The sequence below is a fragment of the Ruegeria sp. BF6 genome (assembly GCF_056538665.1).
Genome location: NZ_JBQFTN010000001.1, coordinates 35,138 through 54,961 on the forward strand (window position 1 = coordinate 35,138; position 19,824 = coordinate 54,961).

The following is a 19,824-nucleotide window of genomic DNA, read 5'->3' on the forward strand; positions in this document are numbered from 1 at the left end:
AAACGCCGTGAAATCCGAGGAAATCGTGCTACACGACATTTAGAAGTGCATGGAGTTAACGCTTTGAAAGATAACGCACAAAAAGCGGCGCGTTTAAGCGTGGCACCCATGATGGATTGGACCGACCGCCACTGCCGCTACGTGCACAGGCTACTGAGTGGACAAACCTTACTCTATACCGAAATGGTAACGGCTCCGGCGCTGGTGCGGGGTGGCGCGATGCACCTGTTGGACTACAACCCACAAGAGCACCCGGTTGCGCTGCAACTGGGTGGTTCCGACGCGCAGGAACTGGCACAGGCGGCGCGGTTTGGGGCGGATGCGGGCTATGACGAGATCAACCTGAATTGCGGTTGCCCCTCGGATCGGGTGCAATCCGGTACGTTTGGGGCGGTACTGATGAAAATGCCGGGGCGGGTGGCGGAATGTGTCTCCGCAATGCGGGAAGCGGTGGATGTCGACGTAACCGTGAAATGTCGCATCGGCGTGGATGAACAGAACCCCGAAGAGGTGCTGCCCGCGTTTCTGGAACAGATCCGTACCGCGGGGTGCCAGCGGGTGACAATCCACGCGCGCAAGGCATGGCTGCAGGGGCTCAGCCCGAAAGAGAACCGGGATATTCCGCCCCTGGACTATGATCTGGTGCTCCGGATGAAGGCGGCGTTTCCTGATATGCATATCTCGATCAACGGTGGCGTTGTTTCGCTGGATGAGGCGCGAACGCATCTCGATGCGGGGCTGGATGGCGTCATGATCGGGCGAGCCGCCTATCACCAGCCGACCGATATTCTTGCCGAGGCTGACACTGTGATCTTCGGAACAGGGCAAGTGACTGACCCGACTGAAGTTGTTCAAAAAATGGTGCCCTATGTCGAAAGCCACCTTGCCGATGGGGGGCGGTTGCATCAGATCACCCGTCATATGCTGGGCCTGTTCGCCGGGCGTCCCGGCGCGCGGGCGTGGCGGCGAGCCTTGTCCGAAGGCGCAGTACATGAGGGCGCTGGCCCCGAAGTGATGCTGCGGGCGCTGGAGCACGTGGCGCCTTTGGCCGAGGTTTGAAGGAACGAAGATCGGTAAGGGGGAAAGATGCCCGAGACGATGTTGCTGGCCCAGATGCTGGGCCTATTGCTTGTGATCGGGGCGCTGGCCGGAGTGCTGGCCGGATTGCTGGGCGTTGGCGGTGGAATCGTGCTGGTACCCGCGTTTTTCTATGCGTTCCAGACGCTTGGATATGGCGGCCCACAGCTGATGCAGCTGTGTCTGGCGACGTCTTTGGCGACGATCATTGTAACCTCGATTCGTTCCGTGCTGGCGCATAACAAGAAAGGCGCGGTGGACTGGGATATTCTGCGCGGCTGGGGGCCGGGCATTGCCGTGGGCGCAATTATTGGCGTGCTTGTGGCCACGGCGCTGCGGACCGAGGCGCTGCAGGCGCTGTTCGGTATTCTTGGGATGGTCATCGGGGCCTATCTTGGGTTGGGAAAATCCGAGTGGCGGCTGGGTGATGCAATGCCCAAGGGCATCCGCCGCGCGGTGCTGTCCCCATCAGTGGGCTTTCTGTCGGTGCTGATGGGGATCGGAGGTGGCAGTTTCGGTGTGCCGCTGATGAGCCTGTTCAACACGCCGATCCACCGCGCTGTGGCCACGGCAGCCGGGTTCGGCGTGATTATCGCGGTTCCTTCTGTTCTGGGCTTTCTGTTCCTGGATATCGCACCGGAACACCGCCCACCGTTGACCATCGGTGCGGTCAATCTGGTTGCCTTTGCTATTGTCGTCGCCATGACCATGATCACCGCGCCCTGGGGGGTGAAGCTGGCCCACGCCATGGACCCCAAACCGCTCAAGCGCGTCTTTGCAGTGTTCCTGACGCTGGTCGCCCTGAACATGTTACGAAAGGCGCTGGGATTATGAGCGATTTTCACGAAAAGGGCTGGATCAAGTTTCCCTACGACCCCGTGCTGGCGGATTGGGTGGGGCACGCTTTGCTGGCGGCCCGCGCCTCTGTCACTGACCCGACCCATGCACAATGGATGGATTGTGAAGGGACGTGGTTCATCGGTGTGGACGCATTGGACAACGACATTCAAGGTCGGGTCGGGCAGTCAGGCGCTCTGTCCGGGCAGGCCATGGACTACATCACTCAACAGTACGGAGAGCTGCCGTTGCACAAGGGGCAGGTCTCGGTGATCTATCCCGGCTATCCGCAGCCTCGGCGGGGTGAAAGCGAAAGCGCAGCGCGGTATCGCCTGAAACGGGACGCGGCGCATGTGGATGGGTTGCGCCCGATGGGGCCGGACCGTCGTCGGCGAGTGGATGAGCCTCATGCCTGGATACTGGGCATTCCCCTTACGGACGCCAGCGTGGATGCTGCACCGCTGGTGTTGTGGGAGGGCAGCCACCAAGTCCTGCGCGCCGCGTTTGCCCGTGCATTGGACAGTCATCCCGACGACAGCCTGCATCAGGTCGATATCACCGACATTTATCAGGCGGCCAGGCGCGAGGTGTTTGATACCTGCACGCGCATCGAACTGCCCGCCAAACCTGGCGAGGCCTATCTGCTGCATCGTCATTGCTTGCATGGGGTGGCACCGTGGGGTGCGCATGCATCGGCCGGGCCGGATGGACGGATGATCGCCTATTTCCGCCCAGAATGCGCTGGGGGAGTAGCCGAATGGATCGAATCCGCCTAACGTCCTGCCATTATTACGGTTTGGAGGCTTTGCCAGATGATTACGGTCCACAGAAATTCCGACGGCGCGCTGCTCGAGGTTGAGCTGTCCGGCGAAGTGACCAGCAAAGATTACAGTGAAGTTCTGGTTCCCGCGATTGAGTCCGCGCTGGCCGACAATGACACGGTGCGCCTGCTAGCCGTGGTTCAGCCCGAGTTCAAAGGCTACGACCTGGGCGCTGCTTGGGCGGACACCAAGCTGGGTCTCAGCCATTGGCGTGGGTTCGACCGGATAGCCGTGGCTGCGGATCAGGGCTGGGTGCAGACCGGTATCCGTCTGGCTTCTCCGATCCTGCCATGCCCGGTTCAGGTCTTCGAACTGTCGGAACTGGAGGCCGCACGCCGCTGGATGCGCGAGTCATTGGGAGCCATCCATGTAATCGACCTGGGCAGCCCCTGTGTTCAGGTCAGCCTGCTGGGAAAGCTGGACCCTGAGGAATATGCGCGCGCCGAGCTGGATCTGGACAATCTGCTGGTCGGCAAAAACGGTTTTCGGTTGCTGGTTGATCTGCGCGAATTCGATGGCTGGCAGGGACTTACGGCGCTGGCGTCACACTTCCAATTGGTGCGCAAACACGCCGGGTTGTTGAACCGCGCCGCCATCGTGGGGGACAAAACCTGGCAGCATATCGCGCAGAAAGCGGCCAGCCATATTCTGGGGACGCGCACCCAGTTCTTTCCCTCGGAAGAGATCGAAAACGCCAAATCCTGGCTTGCCGCCGGATGAGGCGGTAAAGGGAGGCTTAAACTGACGTGAGGGTAAGCCGCCTTATTCTTGACTGGTTGGTCAAAAAATGACTACACAGAGCGTGTTCTTCCGCCGTACCACTTCGGAAGGACGCAAATTCTGAAGCGCGCCGCTGTGGACTGCCACTCACTCACCACAAGTGTTCGAACTTGTCCCCCTCGAAGTTCTTACCAGCCTGCAGCGGCGCAGGTTCAGTCCAGACGGATTTCCAGAAATAGTTAAGTGTTATTCACACGCGCGGAACGACCACCGCGGCGCTTGGCCAGACGGGGTTTGCGCGAGGGCAGTTGATCCATGATTTCTGCACGTTCGGTGCTGTCCATTTTGGACCAGCGCGAAATCTCATCAATCGTGCGAAAGCAGCCGGTGCAGATGCGTTCGGTCGGGTGTACGACACAGATTTGGACGCACGGGCTTTCAACCTCGTTCCTTTTCCAAACCATGTCGGTCATTGGCGTACTCCGTCCGTTACAGAAAGCGCAGCCGATCCAGCGCTCCTTGCAGAATATAGCCTGCGGCAACGTGATCGATAACCTCTCCGCGACGTTTTCGTGTCGTATCCGCCTCTAAAAGCGCTTTTTCGGCCGCAACGGTGCTGAGCCGCTCGTCCCAGAAACCGATCGAAACTTCGGTCAGGCGCGACAGGTTGCGGGCAAAGGCGCGGGTCGATTGGCAGCGGGGGCCTTCGGTTCCGTCCATGTTTTTCGGCAGGCCGAGGATGACGCCACCGATCTCGCGGTCGGCGATGATTTCAAGCAGGCGGGCGGAATCCAGCGTGAATTTCTTGCGCCGCACGGTTTCCAGAGGGCTGGCCACGCCGCGCATTCGGTCCGACACCGCCACGCCAATGGTTTTTTCCCCTAGATCCAGCCCCATAAGCGCGGTCGTCGGCGGCAGCGCGGTTGCGAATTCCTCGAACGCGTCGTGGATCATTGTGCGATCCCGGCCTGTAATGCGGCGGCGTCGATCAGTTCAAGAGCATCGGCGTTACCTGCAAAGACTTCCATCGCCTCGTTTTTGATATCGATGGCGCGTTGACCTTCGCCCAAAACGCCAAGGGCTGCGATCAGACGGGCCCATTCCTCGGGCGAGCCACCTTCGCTGGCAAGGCGTTCAGACAGTTGGTCGACCATGCCCCTGATCATCTCTTGCCGCTCTTCCGGAGTCAGCGCGGCGGCGGCATCAACATCATCCTGACTGGGACCGGTGGCAGCGGGGGCGGGGATGTCCGGCGCGTTGAATACACCCGCGCGGAAGGCCAGCTCGTCCAGTTGCGCGCGGATGGCCTCCGCCCATGGTGCGCCGGCAGGAGCATCGCGCAGGGCATCGACCCAGACTCGGTATCCAACGTCGGGGCGCCCGATCTGAACCATCATCTGCCCCAAATAATACTGGGCCGGACCATGACGCGGGTCGCGCTGCAGTGCCTGCTTCAGCGCCTCTTCCGCCTCGGGCGACACATAGCCGCCCGCGGACAGGATCAGCATCTCGGCCAAATGCGAATATGCATCGGCCGGAACCTCATCGCCGGACAGTTCAATCACGCGTTTCTGTGCTTTGTAAGCGGCCGGAAAATTGCCTGCATTCGCCTCGTGCTGCGCCAGCAGGATATGGCCCTGCAGGTCGTCCGGGCGTTCTGCAACAGTGTCACGCAATTGCCCCAAAAGATTGGCATAACTTTCGTCCAGCTGCGGCAACTCGGCGGGTTGCGCTGCGGCTTCGGCCTCGGCCTGGCTGGGGCGGTCGGCACGCAGAGCTTCGGCCTGTTCCTTGCGCAGGGACAGAGGCTGATCCGGAAGACCGGCGGCACCCATCTGGCGGTACATTTCAGCACCGCCGCCCACTACGATCATAGCTATGACAACAAAGGCGGCAATGGTGGCCCATACCGGTGCCCCGGCCTGTTTGGTTCCGGCCTGCATCTGTGCGTCTGCGGCCAGAATGCGACGCGAGATTTCAGTACGGACCCGTTCGGCATCGGCCTCGCCGATCACACCGCGCGCCAAATCCTTGTCAACGCCAGCCAACTGTTCACGATAAACGCGCAGGTCATATGCCGCTGCGGGTTCGCGTGTTTTGCGACCACGCAGCAAAGACAGGCCCAAGATCAGCGCCGTCAGCAGCGCGGTTAAAATTGTGACGACCAGGAACGACATAGCTACTCCGATATGGCTGCCCTGACTTAGACCTCTCGGCGGGGCGAAAAAAGGGGCAAATGGCCGCGCGAGGACGTCATGTCGCAATAATCGGGCGGATGTCGCAATAGTTCGATATTGTGGCGTTGTGTGGCAGGGCTAAACTGTCCGCACGCGGCATACCTGCGCCAATCACCGAACCGGATGGATTCGCTCATGAAACACTACTCAGCCTTTGCTGTGGCGCGGGAGGCCCTGCGCTATCACACCGGGTGGGAGCGCGCGTGGCGCTCACCCGAACCCAAGAAACGCTATGACGTCATCATCGTTGGCGCTGGGGGGCATGGTCTGGCGACCGCCTATTACCTTGGCAAGAATTACGGCATCCAGAACGTTGCCGTCATCGAAAAAGGCTGGCTGGGCGGCGGTAACACCGGCCGGAACACGACCATCATCCGGTCGAACTACCTGCAGGATCCGTCGGCAGCGATCTACGAAAAAGCGCGCGGCCTATATGAAGATTTGAGCCAAGATCTGAACTATAACGTCATGTTCAGCCCGCGCGGTGTCATGATGCTGGCCCAGACCCAGCACGAAATTCGCGGCTACCAGCGCACGGCGCACGCCAACGCTCTGCAAGGCGTCAAGACCGAGTGGATCGGCCCCGAGCGCGTGAAGCAGTTGGTGCCGATTATCAACATCGACGGCCCGCGCTATCCGGTTCTGGGCGCGCTGTGGCAGGAACGCGGTGGCACCGCCCGTCACGACGCCGTGGCCTGGGGATATGCACGTGCGTGTTCGGCCATGGGGATGGACATCATCCAGCAGTGCGAAGTCAAAGGCATCCGTTCGGATAACGGCCGGGTTGTCGGCGTTGACACCACCAAAGGTGCCATCGACTGCGACAAGCTGGGCATCGTGGTCGCGGGCCATTCCGGTCAGTTGGCCGAGATGGCGGGCTTCCGTCTGCCGCTGGAGGCGATCGCGCTGCAGGCGCTGGTGTCCGAGCCGATCAAACCTTGCATGGACGTGGTCGTGATGGCCAACACCGTGCACGGATACATGTCTCAGTCCGACAAGGGCGAGATGGTGATCGGCGGCGGCACCGACGGGTTCAACAACTTCACCCAGCGCGGCAGCTTCCACCACATCGAGGAAACCGTCCGCGCACTGGTCGAGACCTTCCCGATGATCTCGCGCCTGAAGATGCTGCGCCAGTGGGGCGGGATCGTGGACATGACCGGCGACCGCTCGCCCATCCTGTCGAAAACACCGCTGCAGGGCTGCTTTATCAACGGCGGCTGGGGTACCGGTGGCTTCAAGGCAATCCCGGGGTCCGGTTGGGGCATGGCACAGCTGATGGCCACCGGCCATTCACCGCTGACCGAGGCCTTTTCGATGGACCGCTTCAAAGAAGGCCGCTTCATCGACGAGAGCGTTGCCGCCGGGGTGGCACACTAAGGGCTCTGCCCAAGGTGGCCAGCTAACAAAATTCAGGTCGGCCCATGTGCCGACCGACCGCCAAAAAGGATGACCATATGCTGATCCTGAATTGCCCGTATTGCGGCGTTGATGCCGAAGAAACCGAACTGGCCGCTGGTGGTGAGGCGCATCTGAAGCGCTTCGGTCCAGGCTCGTCGGATGACGATTTCCACGATTACCTGTTCATGCGTGAAAACCCCAAAGGTGTTCACTTTGAACGCTGGCGCCATGCGAATGGCTGCGGCAAGTGGTTCCACGCCGCCCGCTGCACGAACACTCTGGAAGTGTTCGGCACGTACTCGGCCCAAACCACTGAGCCGCCGCAAGAGATCAAGGACGCCATCACCGCCAAACGTCCGGGATGGACATGGAGAGAGTTTTCCTGATGCTCCGTCTTTTCAAAAATACTCCCGCCGGAGGCTTTGAAGCCTCCACCTGCGAAAGGTCCGCAAAATGAGCACCCGTCTCGCAAAACAGGGCCGGCTGATTAACCGGTCGAAACAGGTCACTTTTACCTTCAACGGCACCTCGATGCAGGGCTATGAGGGCGACACGCTTGCCTCGGCCCTGCTGGCCAACGATCAGATGATGGTGGGCCGGTCGTTCAAATACCACCGTCCGCGCGGTGTCGTCGCCAGTGGTGCCGAAGAGCCGAACGCTTTGGTCGGTCTGGGGCAGGGCAACCGGTTCGAGCCGAACCAGCGCACCACCACGACCGAGCTGTTCAATGGGTTGACGGCGATCTCGCAGAACCATTGGCCGAACCTCGAGTTCGACATCGGCGCGGTGAACACTGTATTCGCGCGCTTCCTGCCGGCCGGGTTCTACTACAAGACGTTCATTCATCCGAAACCGTTCTGGAAACACGTCTACGAACCCTTCATCCGTCAGTCCGCTGGTTTGGGCAAAGCGCCCGACAAGGACAGCCGTGACGCGGACACCTATGAGCACTTCTACCACTTCACCGATGTTCTGGTGATCGGTGGCGGTGTGGCTGGCCTGCAGGCCGCGAAAGTTGCGGCGCAATCCGGTGCCAAGGTCATGCTGATCGAGCAGACCGCGCATTGGGGTGGCCGTGCTCCGGTTGATGGCGGTACTATCGACGGTGAGCCTGTGGATAAGTACGTGGAACAAGTGGTTTCCGAACTGGAAGCAATGGACAATGTCACCCTGCGCAATCGCTGCATGGGTGCAGGCGTCTATGACCACGGCTATGTGCTGGGCTATGAGCGCCTGACCGACCACACCCCGGGCGTCCAAGGTCCCCGTCACCGCCTGTGGCGCATTCGCGCCAAGCAGGTTGTGACCGCCACCGGTGCTATCGAACGTCCGCTGTCTTTCGCGGGCAACGATGTGCCCGGCGTGATGCTCGCCGCGGCCATGCGCGATTACGTTGTGAACTGGGGCGTAACCCCGGGTGAACGCGTGATCGTCGCCACCAACAACGACGACGCCTACCGGACCGCGATTATCCTGAAACAGGCCGGAGTGGACGTTCTTCGTATCGTCGATGCGCGGACTGCGGCGGGTCCGCTGGCTGAAGAGGCGCGTCAACTCGGAATCCGTGTCGATCCGGGCAAAGCTATTGCCAAGGTCAAGGGCGGCAAGCGCGTTAAAAAGGTCGCGCTGTGCAATCAGGAAGGCATCGGCGGCGCTCGCGAAGAAGTTGAATGCGACGCGGTTGCCATGTCGGGTGGCTGGTCTCCGGTCGTGCACATGTGGTCGCATTGCGGTGGTAAGCTGATCTGGGATGAGGCAAACGCCCATTTCCGCCCTGATCCCTCACGTCCACCTCTGGGAGCAGATGGCGAAGGGTTCGTTCTGGCAGCTGGGGCGTCGAACGGTCCGCTGGCATTGGGTGAAGTTCTGGCCGACGCGCATGCTTCCGGTAAGGCGGCAGCCAAGGCGGCTGGCTTCAAGCCGAAGAACACCAAGGCTCCGCAGGGAGAAACCACGGCAGAGGCCGCGATGGAGCCGGTCTGGCTGATGCCTGCCAATGCCGAAGTCCAATTGCGCATGAAGTCCTGGTTGGATTTCCAGAACGACGTCAAAGTCTCTGACGTCCAACTGGCGGCGCGCGAAGGCTATGAGAGTGTCGAACACACCAAGCGTTACACCACGTTGGGTATGGCGACCGATCAGGGTAAGCTGAGCAATATAAACGGCTTGGCAATCCTTGCTGATGCACTGGATGCGGAGATTCCCAAGGTTGGAACCACCACATTCCGTCCTCCTTACACGCCCATCTCACTGGCGTCGATTGGCGGCGAGGCACGTGGTGATGTGTTCCAGCCGATCCGCCGCACGCCGATGCATGACTGGCACGACAAGAACGGCGCCGATTGGGAGCCGGTCGGACACTGGCGCCGGACTTATGCCTATGTCCGCCCCGGTGAATCCGTGCATGACGCCGTGAACCGCGAGGTAAAGAACACTCGTGAAAACCTCGGCTTGCTGGATGCTTCAACGCTGGGCAAACTGATCGTCAAAGGCCCGGATGCTGGTAAGTTCCTGGACATGTTGTACACCAACATGATGTCCACGCTGAAGGTCGGCAAATGCCGCTATGGTCTGATGTGCTCGGAAAACGGTTTCCTGATTGACGACGGTGTTGTTGCCCGTATCGATGAGGACACCTGGCTGTGCCACACAACCACCGGTGGATCCGAGCGTATCCATGGCCATATGGAAGAGTGGCTTCAGACCGAGTGGTGGGACTGGAAAGTCTATGTCGCCAACGTGACCGAGCAATACGCTCAGGTTGCCGTGGTCGGCCCCAACGCCCGCAAGGTGCTGGAGAAGTTGAACGCGCAAGCGGGCGGCGGCATGGATCTGTCGAAAGAGGCGCTGCCCTTCATGGAATGGCGTGATGGCAAGATCGGTGCGTTCGATGCGCGGGCCTACCGCATCTCGTTCTCGGGTGAGCTGTCCTATGAAATTGCGGTCCCTGCATCTCAGGGTCAGGCGTTCTGGGATGCGCTGATCGCGGCAGGTCAGGAATTCGGTGTCATGCCTTACGGCACCGAGTGCCTGCACATCCTGCGGGCCGAGAAGGGCTTTATCATGATCGGGGACGAGACCGACGGCACCGTGATTCCGCAGGATCTGGGACTGCACTGGGCACTGTCCAAGAAGAAAGAGGACTACCTCGGCAAGCGCGCCCATTCGCGCACCCATATGGCCGATCCGGACCGCTGGAAACTGGTGGGTCTTGAGACTGTGGATGGTTCCGTCATCCCGGACGGCGCTTACGCAGTCGGTGACGGCGTCAACGCCAATGGCCAGCGCAACATGATCGGGCGTGTGACCTCGACCTACTATTCGGCCAACCTGGGCAAGGGCATCGCCATGGGCCTGATCAAACACGGTCCCGACCGCATGGGCGAAATCGTCGATTTCCCGGGCACGGATGGTAAAACCTACAAAGCCAAGATCGTAGACCCGATCTTTTTTGACAAAGACGGGGAGAAGCAGAATGTCTGAACCCATAAGCGCACTGAACCACGCCAGCTATGACGGCATCGCCAAGATCGAGGAATGCGGCCTGCAGGGGATGATCACCTTGCGGGGCGATCTGTCCGACAAGGTACTGGCAAAGGCCGTCAAGGACGCAACCGGGCAGAAAATGCCCGGTCAGCGCGAAGCTCTGGTCAACGGCGATACCGGCGTCTGCTGGATGTCCACTGACGAGTTGCTTGTGCTTGTTTCTTACGCCGAGGTCGAGGCCAAACTGGCCGCAATGAACAATGCGCTTAGCGGCACACATGCGCTCGCCGTCAACGTCTCAGACGCGCGTGCGGTGTTCCGTATCTCGGGCGCAAACGCGCGTGAGGTCATGGGCAAGGTCGCGCCGGTCGATCTGTCGGCCGAGGCATTCCAGCCCGGCCAGATCCGCCGCTCGCGGCTGGCGCAGATAGCGGGCGCGTTTTGGATGGATGATGCCGAAACCTTCCGCGTCGTCTGTTTCCGCTCGGCCGCAGATTACGCGTTCAAACTGCTGAAGGTTGCGGCGCAGCCGGGCAGTGAGGTCGGGGTTTACTGACCTTACGATGTGTCGCCCAGAATTAGGACCGCCCGGACACTTCGGGCGGTCTTTCTTGTTTCCGAGCAGTCTTAATCTTGTAAAAACCCTCTTTCAACACTGAGTTGGTCGGTGGAATCGCGTTGCACCTAATTGGAGAAAGTGGTTCTTTGGCTTCGCGCAATGCGCGACAGAAAGTTGTTTTGGGGGAATGTCGAAAATTAAAGAAGTTGGACTGTTCATAAATGCAGCCATCTTCGCAGAAGAAATATAACACAGTACGGAAAAGTCTTGTTGGCCTCTTCGCAGACAAGAATCGAACTACATGAAATCACAGATAAATGCGACCCAAAGTGCGTGCGCAAACAATAGAAACGAGGTATACTTAATGAAGCGCATGTCCCTTATTCTGGCTTTTGGCTTGTGTACGACGGCAGCCCACGCGGCGGTACAGAGTTACGAGTGCGACCTGCGCAGCACAAAGGATCAGGGTTGGGTTCCAGACAAGGTTTATCTGAGCGTAGATGCGGAAAACAAACGTGCGCGGGCCTATGATGGCGCTGTGCGCGCTTCAAACGAACTTGCAGGGATAAAGGCGAATACTCCAGTTGATGCGCAGTTCAAGAAGACGCGGAAAGGTGAGTACCGATTGTCCTGGCGGGTTACCCTGCGCGCACTCGCTACAGGCGATTACCGGGTCAGTTACACGGCGACGCTTGATCCAGAGCGAAATACCATAGGTTTGAAGGTCGGTTTCCCGCAGGCCAACGTCTCGACCCGCCCTTATGGCAAAGGGGTGTGCAAGCCGATTGCCGGAGACGTTCTGTATTAAAGAAGGCGTATGCTGGCGGGTGAAAGAGGTTTTTTAACCCGTTAGCAAGAACGTTTCAAAGCCGGACACAGCCGGGTCGCGCGTCAAGCTTTCAAAGCTGACACCTGATTGGGTGCCGGACTTGCAATCGGAATAGAACGAAAGGAGGTCCGCGATTTCCTGCATGCGGGCCTTTCGTATGTCTGGTTCAAGTAAACCGCCGTGGGTCGAGAGATACAGTGCGGGGCGGTGTTCCCTCAACCACGGGATCAGCGTTGGCAGCACTGTAAACTCCGCGCCCTCGATATCCATCTTCACCAGCGACACGCCAGACAGATCGTTTGTGGTCGCGAACTGATCCCACGCAATGGTCAACGCATCAGACCCATGCGGGCCGTCATGCAGGAGGGAACTGGTGGAGTCGCCCGGCTCTCCGCGCACCGAAGCCATGCGGGCCACGCTGAACCGGTCTGACAGCGCCACCCCAAAGGCCGAGACGTTGCGAATGTCGTTCAGATCAAGATTCCACGCCAGATGCCGGAATGCGGTGGGGTCGGGTTCGAAACACCAGACATGTCGTGCCTTGCGGGCACCGTACAGGACTGTGGGGCCTATCCAGGCACCGATGTCCAGATAATCACTGTCCGGCGACAGATACTTGTCCAGCACCGCGAAGGTTTCCGGCTCCCATGCACCGGCAGAGGCCTTGCGCCAGAATTTCGAGTGATATGGGTCCAGACGAAACGGCTCATTGTTCAGATTGCCCGCATAGTATCCGCGGGCGCGGTAGAACATTTTGCGCGCCTGTGTCAGCATCGCCTGCCTCCGGGTTTTATGATCTCTGCCCTTGACCTGCGGCGCTTGCCAAAGCATTTAACCCTTGGGAACCGCAACTTTTATTTTACAGGGGGCCGAGATGGCTTTTGAACTTCCTGATCTTCCTTATGCACATGACGCGCTGGCAGCCAAGGGTATGTCCGCGGAAACGTTGGAATATCACCACGACCTGCACCACAAGGCCTATGTCGACAACGGCAACAAGCTGATCGCCGGCACCGAGTGGGACGGCAAGTCGCTGGAAGAGATCATCGTTGGCACCTATGACGCAAACGCTGTTGCGCAGAACGGTATCTTCAACAACATCAGCCAGCTGTGGAACCACAATCAGTTCTGGGAGATGATGGGCCCCGGTGGCAACGCCATGCCCGGTGAGCTGGAAAAGGCACTGACCGAAAGCTTCGGCTCGGTTGACGAATTCAAATCGCAGTTCAGCGCCGCTGGTGCCGGTCAGTTCGGCTCGGGTTGGGCGTGGCTGGTCAAGAACGCCGACGGCTCGCTGGCCGTGACCAAAACCGAAAACGGTGTGAACCCGCTGTGCTTTGGTCAGACCGCGCTGCTGGGTTGTGACGTGTGGGAGCATTCCTACTACATCGACTTCCGCAACAAGCGTCCGGCTTACCTGACGAACTTCCTCGACAATCTGGTGAAATGGGAAAACGTTGCATCGCGGATGTAATACTTGACCCGACGAGGGTTCATAAAGGGCTTGCTGGCGGCCACGCTGGCAGGCCTTTTTATTGCCGCCTGGGGGTTTTTCGTTGAACCTCTAGTGCGGCTGCGCGTGCGCAAATGGCGTGTAAAGCGCGCGGATTGGCCCGCCAAGCCTCTGAGGATCGCAGTTCTTGCCGATCTGCATGTCGGAGAACCCTATGTCGGGCTGGCCCGGGTTCGGCAGGTAGTGCAGCGGACCAACGCTCTGGCGCCTGATCTGATCTTGTTGCTGGGCGACTATGCTGGCCATCACAAGTTTATTTCTGAACAAGTTGACGCCAAAGATCTGGCCCCAGAGCTTGCGAAACTGGAGGCGCGAAACGGAGTCTACGCCGTTCTGGGCAATCACGACTGGTGGGCTGATCTGGATGCCCAGCGACGCGGCGCAGGACCGAACAAATTTGCCGAGGCGTTTCAGCATCAGGGCATCAGGGTTCTGTCCAACGAAGCGGTTCGGCTGGACGATTTGGGCATCTGGCTGGCTGGTCTGGAAGATCAGCTTGCATTCAGACACAACGGAAAAGGCAAAGGGTTGGATGACTTGCCAGGAACGATGGCGCAGGTCACCGATGACGCGCCCGTTGTGATGATGGCTCATGAACCCGACATCTTCCCCAAAATGCCCGAAAACGTGGCGCTGACCCTGTCCGGGCACACGCATGGTGGTCAGGTGCGTTTGTTTGGTTGGTCGCCCGTGGTGCCCTCGAGATTTGGTAACCGCTACGCATATGGGCATGTTCGCGAAGGCAATCGTGATCTGGTTGTGTCGGGGGGGATCGGGTGTTCGATCCTGCCAGTGCGTTTTGGTGTGACGCCCGAGATCACGGTGATCGAACTGTCGGCCTGACAGGAGAAAACCCGCCGATGAAGAAAGTTTCATCCTGAGACGGGATTGCACAACGCCCCGCAGTACTTACCTTAGGTTAGGCGGAGGGAGAGACCGCTAACCATTTGAAACAGATTCAGGCGACGCACCGGATCAATCTGGTCGCGTAGCGGTGAACCTTTGCCTGATGGATGAGGGATGGCCGTAACAGCCATAACAAGGAGAGCACGATGGTCGCACTTGAACAGGGAACTTGGGTTGTCATTGCCGATGGGGAAAAAGCTTTGTTTGTTGAAAACATCACCGATGCCGAAGACCCCAATCTGGTCGTTGTTTCGGTTGAGGAGCAGGACGTGTCCTCACGCCCGACCGACCGGGCAGGGCGGCGTTTTGATACCGGGCCGAACCAGAAATCGGCAGTTGAAGAACCAAACTGGAAAACCCATGCAAAATCCCTGTTTGTTCAGGATGTTGCCAATCTGTTGAACCGCAAGGGGCTGAAGGGGGCATTCAACCGTCTGGTGCTGGTTGCCAGCCCGCACGTTCTGGGCTTGCTGCGCCGTCGCCTTCACAGCGAGGTTCTGGCCAAGGTTGTGGCCGAGGTCGATAAGACCCTGACCAACCATCCTATTCACAAGGTTGAAAAGCTGCTGACCAGCCGCCTGAGCCCGGCAGCCTAGACAATGCAAGTGCAACGGGCGGTTTGAATCCGCCCGTTCCCAGATCAGGTCAGGAAACCACGCAGGGTGGACATTGCGCCTGTCGGATCATCGACCCAGGTGATGAAGTCCGCCAGCGATCCGTCGGCAAATCCCTGACCGATAACCTGCTGCAACAGATCGCGCAGTGCATCCCAGTAGCCATCCACATTCATAACCAGAATGGGTTTTTCGTGCAGGCCAAGTTGTCGCCATGTCAGGGCCTCGAACAGCTCGTCCAACGACCCCGGACCACCGGGCAGAACCACTACCGCATCCGCATTCATGATCATGACCTTTTTGCGTTCGTGCATCGTTTCGGTGATCACAAAACGGGTCAGGTCGGTCTTGCCGACTTCGCGCCGTAGCAGGTGAACCGGGATCACGCCGAACGTATCGCCTCCGGCGGATTGAGCAGCGCGCGCGACCTCGCCCATCAGGCCGACATCCCCGGCGCCGTAGACCAGCCGCCAGCCTTCCTGCGCCAGCAGGGTGCCGAAGGTCTTCGCGGCGTCGGAATAGGCGGAATTTGCGCCATTACGTGACCCGCAATACACACAAACAGATTTCTGAGTCATCGTGAACACTCTCCGGGGTTGTGCCTGAGGTTTTGACCCCTGATAGCGGGATTGATAGATTGGCTCAACCGTCAGGCAGAACGTGTTTTAGACAAAGCACTTGCGCTGCGGAGTGAAAGGAAAAACATGAACGCCGAGTCGGGAGAGACAAGCTCTGGCACCGTCGTCTGGGGTGTGATCGCCGGTATCGTGGTTGTGGTCGGAGCAGGCGGGTTGTTGCTGTCCGGCATGCGTGGTGACGCGCCCGAAGAGACCGCACCGCAGGTCGAGGTTGCGGTTCCGAGCACCGAAGACAACACCTTGTCTGAGCCCGCCGAACAAGAACTCGAAGCCGAGGCACCTGCAGGCGAGGAAGACGGCGCGGCAGAGGCTACGTCACAGGTCACCCCTTCTCTGGACCAGATATTTGTCGAACCGGACGGAAATACGGTTCTGTCCGGCACGGCCGAGCCTGGCGCTGAGGTTAACGTGCTGTTGGATGGTGAGCCGGTCCACAGTTTCACGGTCGACCCCAGCGGCCAGTTTGCCGAATTCCTGTCGATCCCGTTTTCCGACACCGCGCGCGGGCTGACGCTGGAAACGCAGGGTGAACAGCCGGTACGCTCGGATGACTATGTCATCGCGGCCCTGCCAGCGTCTGAACCGGGGGACGAACCCACAGCGCCTGTTGAAACCGCGGAAAATGCAACTGCCGGACCGGAGAGTACGGAAACCGAAGACGTCGCAGCATCAGATACAGTCGCTGCACCCGCGCCAACCGAAACAGGCAATGCACCCGCGCCAGAAGCTGAGGCCGAACAGACGACGCAAGCCGCCGAAGAAGATGCTCAGCCCCAGGGGGTCGCCGTATTGCGATCCGGCGAAGACGGCGTCGAACTGGTGCAGGCGCCCAGGGTACAATCGCAGGCGCCGGATCAGGTCGCTCTGGACACGATTGGCTATTCCAATACCGGTGATGTCGAGCTGACGGGCCGGGTGCCGGACGGTTCGGTTGTACGTCTGTATCTGGACAACCGGCTGGTGGATGATTTGACCCCAGCCGAAGACGGCAAATGGCGCAGTGAACTGGATGGTGTCGAACCCGGTGTCTACACTCTGCGTGTGGATGAGGTCGGTGCGGACGGCACGGTGGTCAGCCGCCTTGAAACCCCGTTCAAACGCGAGCCGCAAGAGGTCTTGCGCGCGGCTGAGGCAGCCGATGAGGCGGAGCTTTCTCCCGACACACCATCGATCCGTTCAGTGACCGTGCAGAAGGGCGACACGCTCTGGGCCATTTCGCGCGAACGGTTCGGCGATGGTGTTCTGTATGTGCGGCTGTTCGAAGCCAACCGGGATGCGATCCGCGATCCTGACCTGATTTATCCCGGTCAGATATTCACGATCCCTGAATGAACCCTTTGCCTCTGGCCCTTTCCAGGGCAGGGACTATCTCTGACCGCAGATCAGGTAAGTGATGAGACGAACAGCTCCAATGCACTCCGACGACATGCCCCAAACTGACGAGCGCCAGTCCGGTTGGCGCACGATCCGCAAGGTCGCGCCATATCTATGGCCCGAGGATGAGACCTGGGTTAAACGTCGGGTCGTGATCGCACTTTCGATGCTGGTGCTGGCCAAGCTGATCGCAGTCTACACCCCGATCCTGTACAAGGGCGCAGTCGACGCGCTGGCCGGTGAGGGCGTGCCGCCGCTGGCATTGGGGGCCGTGGGCCTGACTGTTGCTTATGGTGTGGCGCGGATGATGACCGTTGGTTTTCAACAGTTGCGCGACGCGGCCTTTGCCCCGGTGGGGCAGCGCGCCTTGCGTGCACTGGCCTTGGAGACGTTCCAGCACATTCACCAACTATCGATGCGCTATCACGTGACGCGCCGCACCGGGGGCCTCAGCCGGATCATTGAGCGCGGTGTCAAAGGCGTAGAGTTTCTGCTGCGCTTCCTGCTGTTCTCGATCGGGCCACTGATCCTGGAACTGCTGCTGGTGGCGATCATTTTGATGTGGCTGTTCGATGTCTGGTATCTGGTCGTCGTGGCCGTGACCATCGGCTTCTATATCTGGTTCACCTTCGCCGTCACCGAATGGCGCGTGAAGCTGCGACGCGAGATGAATGATCAGGACACCGAGGCCAACCAACGCGCCATCGACAGTCTGCTGAACTTTGAAACCGTCAAGTATTTCAATGCGGAACAGCGCGAAGCTGAACGCTATGACGTGTCGATGAAGGCTTATGCCGGGGCGGCGCTGAAAACGGCTTACTCGCTGGCCTTCCTGAATTTTGGTCAGTCTTTCCTGATTACATGCGGGCTGATCGGGGTGATGGTTCTGGCGGCTGTTGGGGTTCAGAACGGCTCGTTGACCGTGGGCGATTTCGTCATGGTCAACGCCTACATGATCCAGATCACCGTGCCGCTGAACTTTCTGGGCACGGTGTACCGGGAAATCCGTCAGTCTTTGGTGGACATGGGGCAGATGTTTGACCTCTTGGAGCAACCCGCCGAAGTTACCGACAAACCCGACGCGCCGGACCTAGTGGTCAATGGCGGTGCGGTTACGCTGGACAATGTCCATTTCGGCTATGACGCGGATCGGGAAATTCTCAAGGGCATCTCGCTGACGGTACCGGCGGGTCAGACGGTGGCTATCGTCGGGGCGACGGGCTCGGGCAAGTCCACCATCGGGCGGCTGCTGTTCAGATTCTACGACGTGACCGGCGGTGCGCTGAAGATCGACGGCCAGGACGTGCGTGACGTGACGCAGAACAGCCTGCATTCCGCCATCGGTGTGGTGCCGCAGGACACGGTGCTGTTCAACGACACCATCCGCTATAACATCGCCTATGGCCGCGACGGTGCCTCGCAGGAAGAGGTCGAGGCCGCCGCCAAAGCCGCCCAGATCCACGATTTCGTCGTTACGCTGCCCGAAGGGTATGACACCAAGGTGGGCGAACGTGGGTTGAAACTGTCGGGTGGTGAAAAACAACGGGTTGGCATCGCCCGCACGCTGCTCAAGAACCCTCCGATCCTGTTGCTGGACGAGGCGACCTCGGCGCTGGATACCGATACCGAGCAGGACATCAAGGACGCACTGGCCCGGGCCGGGGAAGGGCGAACCGTGCTGACCATCGCGCACCGTCTCAGCACCATCGCAGTGGCTGATCGCATCGTCGTGCTGGAGCAGGGCGAAATCCTTGAACAGGGCACCCATGACGAACTGCTGCAACGCGAAGGCCGCTATGCGCAGTTGTGGAGCCGCCAGCAATCGGACGCTCAGGCCGCGTGACCTGCGCGGCGCGGGGATGTGCTATGATAACCGCGTATAGGAGGAGGTGGTGTGATGCGAAAACTCGTTCGATTTGTAGCTATAGCAACCGCGCTCGCCATTTTGACGCCGGCTTTTGCAGCCGCTGATCCCATCGTCGGCGTCTGGAAAACCGAGCCGGACCGGAAGAAGCTGATCTCTCATATCAAGATTTCGGCCTGCGGAGACAAGTTCTGCGGCCAGATTCAGTCGGCCTATGACACATCCGGCAAAGAGGTGCAGACCCCCAACATCGGTAAGAAGCTTTTCTGGGATGTGGCCAGCGAAGGCGGCGGTAAATACGGTGGCGGGGATTTCTGGATTCCCATGGTCAATGTGGACGTCGTGCCGCAGATGACGCTGAGTGGGGACACCCTGACCGTGCGCGGATGCGAGCACGCCGTCTGCGGGCATCAGAAGTGGACCCGTTTGTCTAAGTGATACACTTGTTCCGGCAGGGTTCTGTTGCACGAATGTACAACATTTCGGTTACCAGTCTGATCGTGGCTGATTGTCATTTGATCAACGGTGTTGGAAGGGTATGACGAGCCGTACCAACAGAGTGGTGTTGGACAGTAAATCAGGGAAACACCTAATGAAGAAGTTTTTTGCTGCGCCGATCATCTTGGCGTCAGTTTTCGCGTCGACTGCGTCCGCCGAGGATCTGGTTTTTCTGCTAGGCAATGAAAGCAGCGTTGATCTGGTCGAATTCAACGTCTCGTCAAGTGCGTCGGACAATTGGGAGTCGAACCTGCTGCAGGGCGATTTCATCGCGCCGGGATACGAGGCGGACGTACTGATTGCTGACGGCCTGACCACCTGTGTTTACGACATTCGCGGGGCGTTCTCAGATGGATCCACAGCCGAAGAGTATGGCTTGGACCTGTGCGATCTGGGTGAATACGTCTTTACGGACTAAGCCGATTTGAAACGAAGTATGGCGAGCCGTCG

21 protein-coding genes are annotated in these 19,824 nt (G+C 59.4%); 16 read left to right on the forward strand and 5 right to left on the reverse strand.

Annotated features, from left to right (window positions below):
- Window positions 1–63 precede the first annotated feature (63 nt).
- Genes dusA through ACR0IM_RS00185 form a run of 4 tightly spaced genes read left to right on the forward strand, consistent with a single transcriptional unit; the run spans window position 64 to window position 3,455 of the window.
- Entirely contained in the window at window positions 64–1,059 is a 996-nt protein-coding gene (gene dusA, locus ACR0IM_RS00170) for a tRNA dihydrouridine(20/20a) synthase DusA (RefSeq protein ID WP_480680500.1), read from the forward strand.
- 27 nt (window positions 1,060–1,086) lie between these two features.
- Window positions 1,087–1,911 (forward strand): sulfite exporter TauE/SafE family protein, encoded by an 825-nt coding sequence (locus ACR0IM_RS00175; protein ID WP_480597059.1) that lies wholly within the window; start codon window positions 1,087–1,089, stop codon window positions 1,909–1,911.
- Window positions 1,908–2,690: a hypothetical protein gene (locus ACR0IM_RS00180; RefSeq protein WP_480597061.1), complete on the forward strand. Its 783-nt coding sequence runs from the start codon at window positions 1,908–1,910 to the stop codon at window positions 2,688–2,690. The genes ACR0IM_RS00175 and ACR0IM_RS00180 overlap by 4 nt, the downstream gene beginning before the upstream one ends.
- Window positions 2,691–2,726: 36 nt before the next feature.
- Window positions 2,727–3,455, forward strand: coding sequence for a SpoIIAA family protein (locus ACR0IM_RS00185; protein WP_480597063.1), 729 nt, complete (start codon window positions 2,727–2,729; stop codon window positions 3,453–3,455).
- 239 nt (window positions 3,456–3,694) lie between these two features.
- Here ACR0IM_RS00185 and ACR0IM_RS00190 read toward each other — a convergent pair whose 3' ends face one another.
- The 3 genes from ACR0IM_RS00190 to ccmI are packed head-to-tail and all read right to left on the reverse strand — an operon-like array spanning window position 3,695 to window position 5,632.
- Window positions 3,695–3,928: a DUF1289 domain-containing protein gene (locus ACR0IM_RS00190; RefSeq protein ID WP_480597066.1), complete on the reverse strand. Its 234-nt coding sequence runs from the start codon at window positions 3,926–3,928 to the stop codon at window positions 3,695–3,697.
- Window positions 3,929–3,944: 16 nt separating this feature from the next.
- On the reverse strand, window positions 3,945–4,409 hold the full coding sequence (gene ruvX, locus ACR0IM_RS00195; protein ID WP_480597069.1) for a Holliday junction resolvase RuvX: 465 nt from the start codon (window positions 4,407–4,409) through the stop codon (window positions 3,945–3,947).
- The gene (ccmI, locus tag ACR0IM_RS00200; RefSeq protein ID WP_480680501.1) at window positions 4,406–5,632 is read right to left on the reverse strand and encodes a c-type cytochrome biogenesis protein CcmI; all 1,227 of its coding nucleotides are present in this window, start codon (window positions 5,630–5,632) and stop codon (window positions 4,406–4,408) included. The genes ruvX and ccmI overlap by 4 nt, the downstream gene beginning before the upstream one ends.
- Before the next feature lie 195 nt (window positions 5,633–5,827).
- On the opposite strand from ccmI, the gene ACR0IM_RS00205 reads away from it, so the two are divergent.
- The 5 genes from ACR0IM_RS00205 (at window position 5,828) to ACR0IM_RS00225 (ending at window position 11,946) form a co-directional block, all read left to right on the forward strand.
- Window positions 5,828–7,072 (forward strand): sarcosine oxidase subunit beta family protein, encoded by a 1,245-nt coding sequence (locus tag ACR0IM_RS00205; RefSeq protein WP_480597073.1) that lies wholly within the window; start codon window positions 5,828–5,830, stop codon window positions 7,070–7,072.
- Window positions 7,073–7,149: 77 nt separating this feature from the next.
- On the forward strand, window positions 7,150–7,479 hold the full coding sequence (locus tag ACR0IM_RS00210) for a sarcosine oxidase subunit delta (protein WP_480597076.1): 330 nt from the start codon (window positions 7,150–7,152) through the stop codon (window positions 7,477–7,479).
- Window positions 7,480–7,546: 67 nt separating this feature from the next.
- On the forward strand, window positions 7,547–10,576 hold the full coding sequence (locus ACR0IM_RS00215) for a sarcosine oxidase subunit alpha family protein (protein WP_480680502.1): 3,030 nt from the start codon (window positions 7,547–7,549) through the stop codon (window positions 10,574–10,576).
- A complete protein-coding gene (locus tag ACR0IM_RS00220; RefSeq protein ID WP_480680503.1) occupies window positions 10,569–11,135 on the forward strand; it encodes a sarcosine oxidase subunit gamma in 567 nt (188 codons plus the stop codon). The genes ACR0IM_RS00215 and ACR0IM_RS00220 overlap by 8 nt, the downstream gene beginning before the upstream one ends.
- Window positions 11,136–11,502: 367 nt before the next feature.
- Window positions 11,503–11,946 (forward strand): hypothetical protein, encoded by a 444-nt coding sequence (locus ACR0IM_RS00225; RefSeq protein WP_480640049.1) that lies wholly within the window; start codon window positions 11,503–11,505, stop codon window positions 11,944–11,946.
- 33 nt (window positions 11,947–11,979) lie between these two features.
- Here the strand turns inward: ACR0IM_RS00225 and ACR0IM_RS00230 are convergent, their stop codons facing one another.
- Window positions 11,980–12,741 carry an FkbM family methyltransferase gene (locus ACR0IM_RS00230; protein WP_480680504.1) on the reverse strand — a complete coding sequence of 254 codons (762 nt, stop codon included), beginning with the start codon at window positions 12,739–12,741 and terminating at the stop codon, window positions 11,980–11,982.
- A 100-nt stretch (window positions 12,742–12,841) separates the two neighbouring features.
- Here ACR0IM_RS00230 and ACR0IM_RS00235 point away from each other — a divergent pair, with 100 nt between their 5' ends.
- The 3 genes from ACR0IM_RS00235 to ACR0IM_RS00245 all read left to right on the forward strand — a co-directional run bounded on the left by ACR0IM_RS00235 (window position 12,842) and on the right by ACR0IM_RS00245 (window position 14,982).
- Window positions 12,842–13,441: a superoxide dismutase gene (locus tag ACR0IM_RS00235; protein ID WP_480680505.1), complete on the forward strand. Its 600-nt coding sequence runs from the start codon at window positions 12,842–12,844 to the stop codon at window positions 13,439–13,441.
- Between the two features lie 3 nt (window positions 13,442–13,444).
- Window positions 13,445–14,323, forward strand: a complete 879-nt coding sequence (locus ACR0IM_RS00240) for a metallophosphoesterase (RefSeq protein WP_480680506.1) — start codon at window positions 13,445–13,447, stop codon at window positions 14,321–14,323.
- A 209-nt stretch (window positions 14,324–14,532) separates the two neighbouring features.
- Window positions 14,533–14,982 carry a host attachment family protein gene (locus ACR0IM_RS00245; protein ID WP_480640055.1) on the forward strand — a complete coding sequence of 150 codons (450 nt, stop codon included), beginning with the start codon at window positions 14,533–14,535 and terminating at the stop codon, window positions 14,980–14,982.
- A 44-nt stretch (window positions 14,983–15,026) separates the two neighbouring features.
- On the opposite strand, the gene ACR0IM_RS00250 is transcribed toward ACR0IM_RS00245, so the two are convergent.
- Window positions 15,027–15,578, reverse strand: coding sequence for an LOG family protein (locus ACR0IM_RS00250; protein WP_480640057.1), 552 nt, complete (start codon window positions 15,576–15,578; stop codon window positions 15,027–15,029).
- A gap of 126 nt (window positions 15,579–15,704) precedes the next feature.
- On the opposite strand from ACR0IM_RS00250, the gene ACR0IM_RS00255 reads away from it, so the two are divergent.
- The 4 genes from ACR0IM_RS00255 (at window position 15,705) to ACR0IM_RS00270 (ending at window position 19,792) form a co-directional block, all read left to right on the forward strand.
- Entirely contained in the window at window positions 15,705–16,970 is a 1,266-nt protein-coding gene (locus tag ACR0IM_RS00255; RefSeq protein WP_480680507.1) for a LysM peptidoglycan-binding domain-containing protein, read from the forward strand.
- 79 nt (window positions 16,971–17,049) lie between these two features.
- A complete protein-coding gene (locus tag ACR0IM_RS00260) occupies window positions 17,050–18,855 on the forward strand; it encodes an ABCB family ABC transporter ATP-binding protein/permease (protein WP_480680508.1) in 1,806 nt (601 codons plus the stop codon).
- Between the two features lie 54 nt (window positions 18,856–18,909).
- Window positions 18,910–19,314 (forward strand): DUF2147 domain-containing protein, encoded by a 405-nt coding sequence (locus ACR0IM_RS00265; RefSeq protein ID WP_480593303.1) that lies wholly within the window; start codon window positions 18,910–18,912, stop codon window positions 19,312–19,314.
- A 154-nt stretch (window positions 19,315–19,468) separates the two neighbouring features.
- On the forward strand, window positions 19,469–19,792 hold the full coding sequence (locus ACR0IM_RS00270; RefSeq protein ID WP_480593305.1) for a hypothetical protein: 324 nt from the start codon (window positions 19,469–19,471) through the stop codon (window positions 19,790–19,792).
- Window positions 19,793–19,824: the final 32 nt, after the last annotated feature.